Genomic DNA, 12590 nt, shown 5'->3' with positions numbered 1-12590 from the left:
GGGAAACGCCATGTCTGCTCAAACCAAGCAACCTTTCGCCTGGCACGGTACGCTGGAACGAAATGTCATTATCCTGGGCGTGTGCGCCTTCATCGCGGTGCTGTTTGGCGGTATTGTGGAAATCGCGCCGCTGTTCTGGATCCAGAACACGATCGAGAAGGTGAAAGGGGTTCGCCCCTACACCCCGCTCGAACAGGCGGGCCGCGACATCTACGTCCGCGAGGGCTGTTATCTGTGCCACAGCCAGATGATCCGTCCCTTCCGTGACGAGGTCGAGCGCTATGGCCACTACAGTCTGGCGGCCGAGTCGATGTACGACCACCCCTTCCAGTGGGGTTCGGAACGTACCGGCCCGGATCTGGCCCGCGTGGGCGGCAAATATTCGGATGCCTGGCATGTCCAGCATCTGATGGCGCCGCGCAGCGTTGTGCCTGAATCGATCATGCCCAACTACTCGTTCCTGGCAAAGAAGGATCTGGCCATCGGTGACCGTTCGGCGCAGCTCAAGTCGCTCTTCCTGACCGGCGTGCCTTATACCAAGACCGACATCACCCGCGCCAATGATGATCTCAAGGCGCAGGCGGGCATGGGTGACACGGGCGATCTGGCCACCCGCTATCCCAAGGCGAGCATCCGCGACTTTGACGGCAATCCCAAGCGGTTGACCGAAATGGACGCGCTGGTTGCCTATCTGCAGGTGCTGGGCACGATGGTCGATGTCGACAGCGCGGCTGCGCAGGAACATCTCGCACGGGAGAAGGGTCGATGAATGACGGCGCCCAAACCTATGCGCTCCTGCGCAACTTCGCCGACAGCTGGGGGCTGGTTGGCATGCTGATCAGCTTCACCTTGGCATGCGTGTGGCCGTTCCTGCCCGGCGGTCGCAAGACCGCCGACCACGCCGCCAACATGATTTTCGAGGACGACGAAAATGGCCAATAAGCGTATCGACGAGCCCACCGGCACCGAGACCATGGGCCATGAGTGGGACGGCATCGAGGAACTGAACACGCCCTTGCCGGGGTGGTGGCTCTGGACCTTCTATGCCTGCATCATCTTCGCGATTGCCTACTGCGTGGTTTACCCATCGTGGCCGGGCATGAAGGAAGGGTCGCACGGCGTGTTCGGCTGGACCAGCCGTGGGCAACTGGCGCAGGAAATGGCCGCCGCCAAGGCTGACCGTCAGGTCACGCTGGACGCGATTGCCGCGACCTCGCTGGAGGATCTGCCCGCCAACAAGGACTTGATGGCCAAGGCCGTCGAGGGTGGCAAGGCCGCGTTCAAGGTGAACTGCGTGCCCTGCCATGGTTCGGGCGCGGCTGGCTCCAAGGGCTACCCCAACCTGAACGACAACGACTGGCTGTGGGGCGGTAGCCTGACCGACATCCACACCACCCTGCTGCACGGCATCCGTCAGCCGGGCGATGCGGCCACGCGCATGAGCGCCATGCCTGCCTTTGGCCGGGATGGCATGCTGCAACCGGCGGCGGTGGCCGATGTGGTCAGCTATGTCCGCAGCCTGTCGGGTCTGGAACCTGCCAGCGCCGCCAGCCAGCGCGGTAACGCGGTGTTTGCCGCCAACTGCGTGGCCTGCCACGGTCCTGACGCCAAGGGCGGTCGCATGTTCGGTGCGCCCAATCTGGCTGACAAGATCTGGCTGTATGGCTCCACCCGTGAGGACGTGACCGAAACGGTCACCAACGCACATGCCGGCGTGATGCCTGCGTGGGGTGGACGACTTGACCCAGTGACGATCAAGATGCTCGCGGTGTATGTGCACTCGCTGGGTGGCGGCGAAAAGTTTGCGCAGCCCGCCCCGGCCGGTGCCGCCCCTGCGCCCGCCGGCGCGGCATCTGGAGCGACCAATGGTCAACCTTGACCCCAAAGGTCAACCGAACGCGGGGCAGCCAAAAGCTGCCCCGCAAGGGTTGCATGAAGCACGCAAAGCGGTTTTCCCGCGACAGATTGATGGCAAGTTCCGTCGTCTGAAATGGGCCATCATGGCCTTTTGCCTGGCGGTCTATTACATCACGCCGTGGCTGCGCTGGCACCGTGGGCCTTATTCGCCCGATCAGGCGGTGCTGATCGATCTGGCGCACCGGCGCTTCTACATGTTCTCGATCGAGATCTGGCCGCAGGAGTTCTACTTCGTCGCGGGCCTGCTGATCATGGCCGGTATCGGCCTGTTCCTGATTACATCGGCGGTGGGCCGCGCATGGTGTGGTTACGCCTGCCCGCAAACCGTCTGGACCGACCTGTTCCAGCATGTTGACCGCTGGATCGATGGTGACCGCAACGCGCAGTTCCGTTTGGCCAAACAGCCTTGGAACGTCGAAAAGATCACCAAGCGTCTGAGCAAATGGACGGTCTACCTTCTCATCAGTTTTTCGACTGGTGGCGCGTGGATCCTGTATTTTGCCGATGCGCCGACCCTGTTTGGCGATTTCTTCGCCGGCAAGGCCGCCTCGATCGCCTATTCCACGGTGTTTGTGCTGACTTGCACCACGCTGTGGCTGGGTGCGTTCATGCGCGAACAGGTGTGCATTTACATGTGCCCGTGGCCGCGTGTGCAGTCGGCGATGCTGGATGAAAAGTCGCTGATCGTCACCTACAAGGACTGGCGCGGTGAGCCGCGTGGCAAGAAGGCGGCGCCCGGTGCCGCACCGCTGGGCGATTGCGTCGATTGCGGGCTGTGTACCGCCGTTTGCCCCACCGGCATCGACATCCGCGAAGGGCCGCAGCTGGGTTGTATCACCTGCGCGTTGTGCATTGACGCCTGCGATCAGGTGATGGTCAAGACCGGCCGCCCGCGCGGCCTGATCGACTATGCCACGCTGGAGGACGCCGAGCGCGAAAAGGCCGGCCAGCCCGCCACCGCGCATGCCAAGCTGATCTGGCACCCGCGCACGCTGGTCTATCTGGGCGTGTGGTCGGCGATTGGCCTGGGCCTGCTGTTCATGCTGGGCACCCGTCAGCATATCTCGGTGGCGGTGTCCAAGGACCGCAACCCACCCTATATGCTGCTCTCCGCTGGCGAAGTGCGCAACGCCTATGCCGTCCGGTGGAAGAACATGGAGGGGCGCCCGCGCAAGATGGAGCTGTCGCTGGACGGCGTGCCGGGGGCGAAGATGTGGGCCGAGGACATGCCGATGGCATCGGCTTCGGGCAAGATCATCCGCATCGTGCCTGCCGACAGCACCGATCCGGTGCGCGTCTATGTGCTTGCGCCGCCCACGACCACGGGTGAGCACAAGGTAACCTTTACCCTGCGCGCGCTGGATGCTGATGGCGGTTCGGTCTCTTATGCCGCCCGCTTTGACGCGCCCGAGGCGCAGCCATAAGCCAGGGTGGGGGCTTGGCGGTTCCCATCGCGTAACCCCGATTGATGCCGGTGTTCAGGGCGCATACCCCTGAATGCCGGCATCGGCGTATTTACGGATTTGTGGCTGAATTGATTCTGCGCAAAGCATAAGGCGCCAAGACAGGGCAATCGGGCCCGAACTCAAACGACACGGAGCCCCCGCCATGTCATCCATTGCGCCGATCCCCACTGCCCCGACCGCACCCCATGTCATGGGGGCAAAGCCGCCGTTCCGCTTTACCGGGCGGCATATGGCGATCATCATGGTCGCCTTTTTCGGCGTGGTGATCGCGGTCAATGTCTACATGGCGTCTCTGGCAACCAGCACCTTTTCGGGCGTGGTAGTCAAGAATGCCTATGATGCCAGCCAGGAATTCAACGTCTGGCTGGATGAGGCGGCCAAGGAAAAGGCGCTGGGCTGGTCGGCCAAGGTGGAGCGCCGCGCCGATGGTCGCGTGGCTGTTACGCTAAAGGGCAGCGATGCCGCCGCCATCCCCTCTGACGCCGCACTCAGCGGCGAGGCCTGGCATCCGTTGGGGCAGGAGGCCGATCGCGTCGTCAGTTTCCGCCGTCAGGCCGATGGCAGCTTTGTCTCGTTTGACGCCCTGCCTGCGGGCCGCTGGCGGCTGCGTCTGCGGCTGGATGGCGCTGATGCCAATGGCCGCCATGTGTGGCGGGCGCAGGAATTCCTGTAATGGCCACCCGCGCCCCGCTTGCCACGGCTGAACAGGCATCGGCCTCCACCGTGCTGGTGGTGCCGGGGATGCATTGCGCGGGCTGTCTGGGCAAGGTGGAGCGGGCGCTGACCTCGCGCGCAGGCGTGCAATCGGCGCGCGTCAACCTGTCGGCGCGGCAGGTCAGTGTGACGCATGATCCGGCGCTGGGCGTGCCCGATCTGGTGGCGGCGCTGTCTGACATCGGCTTTGCCAGCCAGCCGCGCGCCGATGATCTGGCGCCGCCCACCAGCGCGGTAAAGCCTTTGCTGGCGCCGCTGGCGGTGGCCGGTTTTGCCTGCATGAACGTCATGCTGCTGTCAGTGTCGATCTGGTCCGGTGCCGAGGGCGCGACAAAGGATCTGTTCCACTGGCTTTCGGCGATGATCGGCGTGCCCGCGATCCTGTATGCCGGACGGGTGTTCTTTGCCTCGGCGTGGCGGGTGCTGCGCCGGGGGACGACCAATATGGACGTGCCGATCTCGATCGGCGTCATTCTGGCCACCGGCCTGTCGATGTATGAAACGCTGACCCATGGCGAGGAAGCGTGGTTCGACGGGACGCTGATGCTGTTGCTGTTCCTGCTGGCGGGCCGGGTGCTGGACGCGCTGATGCGCGATCGCGCGCGCGCCGGGGTGGACGCTTTGCTGCGTCAGGCGGCCACGGGCGCGATGGTGGTGGGCCGCGACGGCAGCGTCGAATGGCTGGCCGCGCGCGATCTGTTGCCTGGCATGATGATGCGTGTGGCGGCAGGTGAACGTTTGGCCGCCGATGGCCAGATCACCACCGGCGAGAGCCGTTTTGACCGCAGCCTGTTGACGGGCGAAAGCGCGGCCGTGACGGGCGCCGTGGGCGATGATGTGCATGCGGGCATGCTGAACATCGACGCGCCGGTGGACGTGCGCGTGACGGCGGCGGGCAAGGACACGACCCTTGCCGAGATCGCTCGTCTGATGGATGCGGCGGGCCAGCATCGCAGCGCCTATGTCCGCATCGCCGACCGCGCCAGCCGCTTGTATGCGCCCGCCGTGCACACACTGGCGGCGTTGTCCTTTGCCGGGTGGATGATCGCCGGTGCGGGGGTGTATACCAGCCTGAAGATCGCCATCGCGGTACTGATCATCACCTGCCCCTGCGCATTGGGGCTGGCGGTGCCGGTGGCGCAGGTGGTGGCCTGTGGCGCGCTGATGCGCAGCGGCATAATGGTCAAGGATGGCGGAGCGTTGGAGCGCATGGCGATGATCAACCGCGCGCTGCTGGACAAGACGGGGTCGCTGACCATGGGGCGGCCTTTGCCCGATCCGGTGGTGATCGCGGCATTGCCGGGCGAGGCGGCGGGCGTGGCGCTGGCGCTGGCCAGCCACAGCCGCCACCCGCTCTCGCGCGCCTTGGTCGAGGCATTGGTGGCGCGCGGCGCAACGGCGGTGGCCGTCGAACAGGTGGAAGAGATCGCGGGATTTGGTCTGCGCGGGGTGTGGCAGGGGCAGGCGGTTGCCTTGCGCCGCCCGGACAGGCCCGCGCGCCAGATCCCGGCACAGAACGGGTTCGGTTCCGGGGGCGGAGCCGATACCCTGGCCGGCAATGGCGGTACCACTGGCAGCGGGGGTATGGCCAGTGTACTCGACATTGCCGGCCATCCCATTTGGCTGATTCCCTTTGCCGACCGTTTGCGGCCGGACGCGCGCGCCGCGATTGGCTGGCTGGGCGCGCTGGGGGTGGAATCCAGCATCCTGTCGGGCGACAATGCCGTGGCCGTGGCCGAAGCCGCCACCGCGCTGAACCTGACGGCGCAATCCAGCGCCAGCCCCACGGACAAGCAGGACGCCATCGCCCGCCTGCAGGGCGCGGGGCGCAAGGTGTTGATGGTGGGCGATGGGCTGAACGATGGCCCGGCGCTGGCGGCGGCGGATGCCTCGGTCGCGCCGGGGACGGCCAGCGATGTCGGACGGCAAGCGGCCGATTTCGTGTTCCTGTCCGATTCGCTGTTGGCCATTCCGCGCAGCATTGCCGGCGCGCGCGACACGATGCGCGTTGTGCGGCAGAATTTCGTGCTGGCGATTGGCTATAATCTGCTGGCGGTGCCGCTGGCGATCATGGGGGTGGTGACGCCCTTGCTGGCGGCGGTGGCGATGTCCACCAGCTCGCTGATCGTGATCGGCAATTCGCTGCGTCTGGCGATGATGGTGCCGGCGCGTCCGCCGCGCGGGACAGAGGCCGCACAATGACCGGCCTTGCCTTTCTGATCCCGGTGGCGTTGGGCATGGGGCTGCTGGGGCTGTTCGCGTTCTTCTGGTCGTTGCGCAATGGCCAGTTCGAGGATTTGGACGGCGCGGCCGCCCGCATTCTGATCGATGACGAGGGCGATGATTTGCCGCCCGTCCTGCCCACCAGCGCGCCCGGCGAATGAGGGGGATCAGCCTGTTTGGCCTGCTGGCGATGATGCCCGCCGCGTTCAACGTCGCGCCGGCCGCCGCGCGCGGCGCGCTGACGGTGGCTCTGTGCACGGGCGATGGCGTGGCGCGCACCGTGCAGGTGCCATCGGGCGCGCAGGATATTCCCGGTGCGCGCGTCCCCGGCTGCTGTGCCAAGGGTTGTCACACCGGGCAATCGCGCAAGCGCAACCGTCGATCACGCGATGTTGATCCGGCGCAATGAACTGATGGCCTGAAAACTTCTACGACAAGCACCATGTGGCCTTATCATCCAGACCTCTTGTCCAAGCCGGTGCCCCGTTACACCAGCTATCCGACCGCAGCCGAATTCACCCCGGCGGTGGGGGCGGGGGCGTTGGATGCGGCGCTGCGCCGGACCAGCGGCGATGTCTCGCTGTATGTCCACATCCCGTTTTGTGAACAGATCTGCTGGTATTGCGGGTGCAACACGGCGGCCAACAACAAGCGCGCCCGCCTGACCAGCTATCTGGAGGCGCTGACGCGCGAGATCGCGATTGTCGGGCCCAAGCTGGACGGGCGGATCAAGGTTAAGCGGATCGCTTTTGGCGGGGGCAGCCCCAATGCCATCACGCCGCTGGATTTTGTCCGGCTGGTCGATGCGATCACCGTGCATTTCAGCCTGGATGACCCGGTGTGGTCGATCGAGCTGGACCCGCGTACCATGACGCCTGAATGGGCCGAGGTGATGCGTTTTGTCGGGATCAGCCGCGCCAGTCTGGGCGTGCAGACGTTCGAGACCGCGTTGCAGGAGCGCATCGGCCGCGTCCAGCCCACGCAGGATATCGAGCGTTGCACCACGCTGTTGCGTGATGCCGGGGTGCGCTCGCTGAATTACGATCTGATGTATGGTCTGCCGGGGCAGGATTGGGCCATGCTGGAGCACAGCCTGTCCGAAGCGCTGCGGCTGGGGGCTGATCGCATCGCGCTGTTCGGCTATGCCCATGTGCCGCATATGTTGCCGCGCCAGCGCCGGATCGACGCCACCGCCCTGCCTGGACAGGACGAGCGGTTCATGATGGCCGCGCGCGGGCATGATTATCTGGTCAATGCCGGCTATGTGCCGGTGGGGTTTGACCATTTCGCCCGACCGGGCGATGCCATCGCACAGGCCACCGTTGCCGGCCGTCTGGGCCGCAATTTTCAGGGCTTTACCGAGGATCAGGCGCCTGTGCTGGTGGGCCTTGGCGCCTCGTCGATCTCGTGTTTTCCCGATGTGATCGTCCAGAACGAGAAGAACGCCGGGCGCTATCGCATGATGATCTCGCAGGATCAGTTGGCCGGCGCTGTGGGCATTGTGCGCAGTGACGAGGACCAGCGCACCGGCCGGATCATCAACGATCTGTTGTGCAAGGGCCATGCCGATATCGGCGGGGCGCTGGCCCTGACGCTGGCCGAAGCGCTGTCGCCTTTCCTGCATCACGGGCTGGCTGAACTTGATTCGGGCCGGTTGACCATCCTGCCGGGCGGCCTGCCCTATGCGCGCACGATTGCCGCGCTGTTTGACCCCTATCGTCAGGATTCGGTGCGCCGTTTCAGCTCGGCGGTGTGATCGGGCGGGGCGGCGTGGGCGCGCCACTGTGGCGCGCGCGCCGCACCCTGTGCCCTTGCGTGCATTCCTGATTATCCGCCTGACGAAGGGGCATTGACCTTTGCCGCGTTTCTGGCACAGTCAAAAAAATGGACGGCTGCCCAAAGGATCAGCCGCCCTAGGTGGGGAGAAAGTTCCACAAACCCAAAACGATGCCACCGGTGAGGATCGGGGCCTCGTTGAGTAAGACGGAAGGGCGAAACCGCTACCGCCTTGCTTGAAGGTGTTTTTATGTGGGATTCCGCCTTCAGACCTTGACCGAAGTCAAATGTCGGCAGGTTTGTTTTCAAAGCGTACAAATTATTTCGCCTGCCCGTCTGGGTGGGCGTTTTTGTGCGAAAAATGGCCGCTTGTGCCCCGCCCGCCAGGGCGCGGGGCTTAACGCCCCTGCGCCAACTGGCTTAAGGAATCGGCAGTCAACACCTGAGGCAGGGGCCGTGCCGCGCCACCACCGGCCGGATACCACAGATACAGCGGCACACCGGCCGCGCCCTGCGCCGTCAGGAACCGGGTGATGACCGGATCGCGCCGGGTCCAATCGCCCTTCAACACCACCACGCCCGCCTTGGCAAAGGCGTCGCGGGTCGATTCGCGCTCGATCGCGACGCGTTCGTTCACCTTGCACGACAGGCACCAGTCGGCGGTAAAATACAGGAACACCGGCTTGCCCCGGCTACGCGCCTGATCTAGCGCGTCTTGTGAAAAAGGCTGCGCATTCAACAGGTCAGGGGTGGAATCCGCGCCGGGCGCGCGCACCGTGCGGGGCAGGATCACCGCCGCGCATACCGCGACTGCCGCCAGCATCCCCAGCGCCAATCGCCCGCGCGCCAGCCCGCGCCGCTGCCCATCGCCCAGCATCGCCAGCACCGCCAGCACGACAATGCCCAGCACCACACTGGCCCCGGCAAACGACATGCCCCCCAATCGCGAGGCCAGCCATGCCAGCGCCAGCGCCGTCAGCCCCATCGGCACGGCCATGATCCGGCGGAACCAACCCATCCAGGCGCCGGGCCTGGGCATCCGGCGGCGCAGTGCGGGCACCACCGCAATTGCCAGAAAAGGCAGGGAAATTCCCAGCCCCAGCGCGACAAACAGCGCCATTGCCTGACCCACCGGCAGCAGCAGGGCGGCGCCCATCGCACTGGCCATGAATGGGCCGGTGCAGGGGGTGGCGACAAAGGCGGCCAACAGCCCCGTGGCAAAGGCGCCATTGACCCCGCCGCGCCCTCCGCCGCCCACCCGGGACACAAATCCCGGCACAGAAAACTCAAACAATCCCAGCAGGTTGGCGGTGATCGCCAGCGCCAGCAGGAACAGCGCGGCGACCACGCCGGGTTCCTGCAATTGGAACGCCCAGCCCACCTGTTCGCCCCCCGCCCGCAGCGCCAGCAGCCCCGCGCCCAGCGCGCTGCACGCCACCACCACGCCTGCCGTATAGGCCAGCCCCTCGGCCCTTGCCTGAGCCTCGGACTCACCCGCGCGGGCCAGAGACAGCGCCTTCAACGACAGGATGGGAAAGACGCAAGGCATGATATTCAACAATAATCCGCCCGCCAGCGCCATCGCCAACAGCACCGGCAGCGGTGGCAGGCTGGCCGCATCGCCCCCCTTGGGCGCGACATCCACCGGCACCCCATCAGGCGGCACCACCCCCGGTTTCAGCGCGAACACCAGCCCGTCCCCGGCCTCGTTCAAACGCAGCACCGCGCCCTTTGGATTGTTGTCAGTGACTACATTATGGGCGCGTTTAAGTGTCACGATCAGCGTGTCACCATTGCGGCTGAAGCTTTGCGGCGCGGCATAGTCCACGACGCGTTCGCCGGCGATGAACAGATGCGCCGCCCCAACCGGCGCGCTGGCCGGATAGGGCACCGCGATCCGCAGTCGGTCGCCCGCCATGGCATAGGTCGCATCGCGGTCCAGCGGGGCGGGCAGGCGGGCGCGCCACCCTTCGAAGCGGGGGTCGGCCGGGCCACTGCCAATGCGGATCGCCACCTGCAGATTTGCCTGTTCGGGCACGCAGGTGGTGTCGGTGCAGGCCAGCCATTCGGCATGCAACCGCAATGGCACGACGCCTTGCCCGCCATCGGGCACCTGGAACGGCACCAGCACCGCATATTCGTGGTTATAGACGTGGTTCATCAGCCCGCCGACCACCAGCGTTTCGGGCACGGGATATTGTTCGGGCCCCGCCGCCCGCACGGCCACATCGAATACCGACCATTCCAGCCGCATGCCAAACCCCGCGTCGCCCGGATTGACCCAATAGCCATGCCAGCCCGGCTGCGGCGTGAAATGCAGCGCCAGCCAGACGATCTCGCCCGGTTTGGCGGGCCTTTCCGCGACCAGTTCGGCGTGGATATGGTTGCGCGCCTGCCCCGGCGCGGGGGTCATCACCTCGCCTTGCGCATGGGCCATCTGCGCTGCCGTCACGCCCGCCAGCATCAGCCCGGCCAGTGCCGCCATCAGCCCATGCCACAAATTTGCAACCGCAACGCGGTAACCGCCGGGGATCAACGTCATGCAGCTTCTGGCCTTTTTGTTCGTGGCAAGTGCGGGTGGGGGCGATCCTACCGGCCTCTTGCGCCGGCAAGGCGGGCTTGCCATGACAGGCTGTGCCGCCGCTGCGGCGATTTTGCAAGGATAGCTACGTGGTCAAGACCAATGCCATTGCCCGACACGCTCTTTCGCGCATGACCGCATTGGCGCTGGGAGGCGCGGTGGCGGCGCTGATCGCCGCGCCGCTGGCCGCCGCCCCGGCCAAGGGCAAACCCGCGCCCGCCGCCAAACCCGCCCCCGCCGCCCAGCCCGCGCCCAAGGGGCCGCCCAAGCTGCTGGTGGCAATCTCGATTGATCAGTTCAGCGCCGATCTGTTTGCCCAATACCGCACGCGTTATACCGGCGGTCTGGCGCGGTTGCAGACCGGCGCGGTGTTTCCCAGCGGATTTCAAAGCCATGCCGCGACCGAAACCTGCCCCGGCCATTCCACCATCCTGACCGGTGCCCATCCCGCGCGCACCGGGATCATCGCCAACACATGGTATGACATGACGCAGGCGCGCGGGGACAAGCGCGTCTATTGCGCCGAAAACGAGCGCGACCCCGACAGCAGCCCCAAGAATCCGGTCGTCTCGCCGCTCCACCTCAAGGTGCCGACGCTGGGCGAGATGATGAAGCAGCAATGGCCCGAAAGCCGCAATGTCGCCGTGTCGTTCAAGGACCGTGCGGTGATGATGATGGGCGGGCACAAGACCGACGCGGCGTTCTGGTATGACGCGCAGGGGTTCTATTCGTATAATGGCACCGCGCTGCCGCCTGCGGTGATGGATGCCAACATGCGCCTGTTGAACCTGATCCGCAAGGGCGCGCCGCCGATGGCCGTGCCCGCGTGGTGCGCCCCGCGCGCCCGTGCGATCAAGGCGGGTGAACGCACCGTGGGTACCGGGCGGTTTCCGATCAATCTGAACGATTACGAGACCAAGCCTGCCGATCAGATGAAATACAGCCCGCGCGCCGATGCCGAAACACTGACGCTGGCGCTGCAACTGGCCAAGGACATGAAGCTGGGCCGCAACGCCAGCGGCGCCCCCGACATGCTCTCGGTCAGCCTGTCGGCAACCGACTATATCGGCCATGCCTATGGCACCGAAGGCTTGGAAATGTGCATCCAGATGCAGCAGCTGGACGAAAAGCTGGGCGTGTTTCTGGCGGGGCTGGACGCGTTGGGGCTGGACTATGCGGTGGTGTTGACCGCCGACCATGGCGGCATCGATACGCCCGAGCGTCTGCGCGAACAGGGCGCGCCGCATGCCGCCCGCCCGCGTGAGATCCACCATGACCATGATCTGGCCGAAGTGCCGCTGGCGCCTGAAACGCTGGGCCGTGCCATCGCGGCCGATCTGAAACTGACACAGTTGTTGCCGCCCTGTTTTGGCAGTGACGCGCCTGCTGCGGCCAATATCGTGTGCAGCGATGGCGTGGGCGGCGACTATTGGATCAGCCCGGCGCTGCCCCCCGAGACCCGTGCCGCGGTTTCGGCCGAATTGGTCAAGCGGTTGAGCGCCGATCCGCAGGTGGAAGCCGTGTTTACCCGCGCGCAGATCATGGCGACGTCGGTTCCGGTCGGGGCGCCACAGGACTGGAGCCTGTTGCAGCGCGCGCGCGCATCATTCGATCCGCAGCGGTCGGGCGATGTCTATGTGGCGCTGAAGCGGGCGGTGGTCGCGGTGCTGACGCCGCGTGCCGATACGGTCACGATTACCGGCCACGGCAGCGTGTGGGATTATGACCGGCGCGTGCCGATGCTGTTCTGGCGCCGGGGCGTGACCGGCATGGAGCAGCCTCAGCCGGTCGAAACGGTGGATATTGCCCCGACGCTGGCAGCGCTGATCGGGCTGAAGACCGCGCCGGGCCAGTTCGACGGGCGCTGTCTGGACGTTGATGGTGGCCCTGCGGACAGTTGCGGGAAATAAGCC

General features: G+C 65.7%; 11 protein-coding genes. 10 read left to right on the top strand and 1 reads right to left on the bottom strand.

Annotation, left to right across the window (positions count from 1 at the left end; genetic code table 11):
- Window positions 1–10 precede the first annotated feature (10 nt).
- The 9 genes from ccoO (at window position 11) to GTZ99_RS13030 (ending at window position 8076) form a co-directional block, all read left to right on the top strand.
- Window positions 11–769, top strand: a complete 759-nt coding sequence (gene ccoO / locus GTZ99_RS13070; RefSeq protein ID WP_161719579.1) for a cytochrome-c oxidase, cbb3-type subunit II — start codon at window positions 11–13, stop codon at window positions 767–769.
- Window positions 766–942 (top strand): cbb3-type cytochrome c oxidase subunit 3, encoded by a 177-nt coding sequence (locus GTZ99_RS13065; RefSeq protein ID WP_161719577.1) that lies wholly within the window; start codon window positions 766–768, stop codon window positions 940–942. The genes ccoO and GTZ99_RS13065 overlap by 4 nt, the downstream gene beginning before the upstream one ends.
- Window positions 932–1879: a cytochrome-c oxidase, cbb3-type subunit III gene (gene ccoP, locus GTZ99_RS13060; RefSeq protein ID WP_161719576.1), complete on the top strand. Its 948-nt coding sequence runs from the start codon at window positions 932–934 to the stop codon at window positions 1877–1879. The genes GTZ99_RS13065 and ccoP overlap by 11 nt, the downstream gene beginning before the upstream one ends.
- The gene (gene ccoG / locus GTZ99_RS13055) at window positions 1866–3341 is read left to right on the top strand and encodes a cytochrome c oxidase accessory protein CcoG (RefSeq protein ID WP_161719574.1); all 1476 of its coding nucleotides are present in this window, start codon (window positions 1866–1868) and stop codon (window positions 3339–3341) included. Before ccoP ends, ccoG begins: the two co-directional genes overlap by 14 nt.
- 184 nt (window positions 3342–3525) lie before the next feature.
- Window positions 3526–4056, top strand: a complete 531-nt coding sequence (locus GTZ99_RS13050) for a FixH family protein (protein WP_227711335.1) — start codon at window positions 3526–3528, stop codon at window positions 4054–4056.
- On the top strand, window positions 4056–6299 hold the full coding sequence (locus tag GTZ99_RS13045) for a heavy metal translocating P-type ATPase (RefSeq protein ID WP_161719572.1): 2244 nt from the start codon (window positions 4056–4058) through the stop codon (window positions 6297–6299). Before GTZ99_RS13050 ends, GTZ99_RS13045 begins: the two co-directional genes overlap by 1 nt.
- Window positions 6296–6481, top strand: coding sequence for a cbb3-type cytochrome oxidase assembly protein CcoS (gene ccoS / locus GTZ99_RS13040; RefSeq protein WP_161719570.1), 186 nt, complete (start codon window positions 6296–6298; stop codon window positions 6479–6481). The genes GTZ99_RS13045 and ccoS overlap by 4 nt, the downstream gene beginning before the upstream one ends.
- Window positions 6478–6729: a hypothetical protein gene (locus tag GTZ99_RS13035; protein WP_161719568.1), complete on the top strand. Its 252-nt coding sequence runs from the start codon at window positions 6478–6480 to the stop codon at window positions 6727–6729. The genes ccoS and GTZ99_RS13035 overlap by 4 nt, the downstream gene beginning before the upstream one ends.
- 33 nt (window positions 6730–6762) lie before the next feature.
- Window positions 6763–8076, top strand: a complete 1314-nt coding sequence (locus GTZ99_RS13030; protein ID WP_161719566.1) for a radical SAM protein — start codon at window positions 6763–6765, stop codon at window positions 8074–8076.
- Window positions 8077–8493: 417 nt separating this feature from the next.
- Here the strand turns inward: GTZ99_RS13030 and GTZ99_RS13025 are convergent, their stop codons facing one another.
- A complete protein-coding gene (locus GTZ99_RS13025; RefSeq protein WP_227711334.1) occupies window positions 8494–10638 on the bottom strand; it encodes a protein-disulfide reductase DsbD family protein in 2145 nt (714 codons plus the stop codon).
- 170 nt (window positions 10639–10808) lie between these two features.
- On the opposite strand from GTZ99_RS13025, the gene GTZ99_RS13020 reads away from it, so the two are divergent.
- Window positions 10809–12587, top strand: coding sequence for an alkaline phosphatase family protein (locus GTZ99_RS13020; RefSeq protein ID WP_161719564.1), 1779 nt, complete (start codon window positions 10809–10811; stop codon window positions 12585–12587).
- The last annotated feature ends 3 nt before the right edge of the window (window positions 12588–12590 follow it).

This window comes from Novosphingobium ovatum (assembly GCF_009909235.1).
GTDB lineage: Bacteria > Pseudomonadota > Alphaproteobacteria > Sphingomonadales > Sphingomonadaceae > Novosphingobium > Novosphingobium ovatum.
This window is presented reverse-complemented; position numbering and strand designations above follow the sequence as displayed.

Coding starts and splice junctions, on each gene's coding strand:
- ccoO (WP_161719579.1), top strand. CDS start 11: ATGTCTGCTCAAACCAAGCAACCTTTCGCCTGGCACGGTACGCTGGAA.
- GTZ99_RS13065 (WP_161719577.1), top strand. CDS start 766: ATGAATGACGGCGCCCAAACCTATGCGCTCCTGCGCAACTTCGCCGAC.
- ccoP (WP_161719576.1), top strand. CDS start 932: ATGGCCAATAAGCGTATCGACGAGCCCACCGGCACCGAGACCATGGGC.
- ccoG (WP_161719574.1), top strand. CDS start 1,866: ATGGTCAACCTTGACCCCAAAGGTCAACCGAACGCGGGGCAGCCAAAA.
- GTZ99_RS13050 (WP_227711335.1), top strand. CDS start 3,526: ATGTCATCCATTGCGCCGATCCCCACTGCCCCGACCGCACCCCATGTC.
- GTZ99_RS13045 (WP_161719572.1), top strand. CDS start 4,056: ATGGCCACCCGCGCCCCGCTTGCCACGGCTGAACAGGCATCGGCCTCC.
- ccoS (WP_161719570.1), top strand. CDS start 6,296: ATGACCGGCCTTGCCTTTCTGATCCCGGTGGCGTTGGGCATGGGGCTG.
- GTZ99_RS13035 (WP_161719568.1), top strand. CDS start 6,478: ATGAGGGGGATCAGCCTGTTTGGCCTGCTGGCGATGATGCCCGCCGCG.
- GTZ99_RS13030 (WP_161719566.1), top strand. CDS start 6,763: ATGTGGCCTTATCATCCAGACCTCTTGTCCAAGCCGGTGCCCCGTTAC.
- GTZ99_RS13025 (WP_227711334.1), bottom strand. CDS start 10,638: ATGACGTTGATCCCCGGCGGTTACCGCGTTGCGGTTGCAAATTTGTGG.
- GTZ99_RS13020 (WP_161719564.1), top strand. CDS start 10,809: ATGACCGCATTGGCGCTGGGAGGCGCGGTGGCGGCGCTGATCGCCGCG.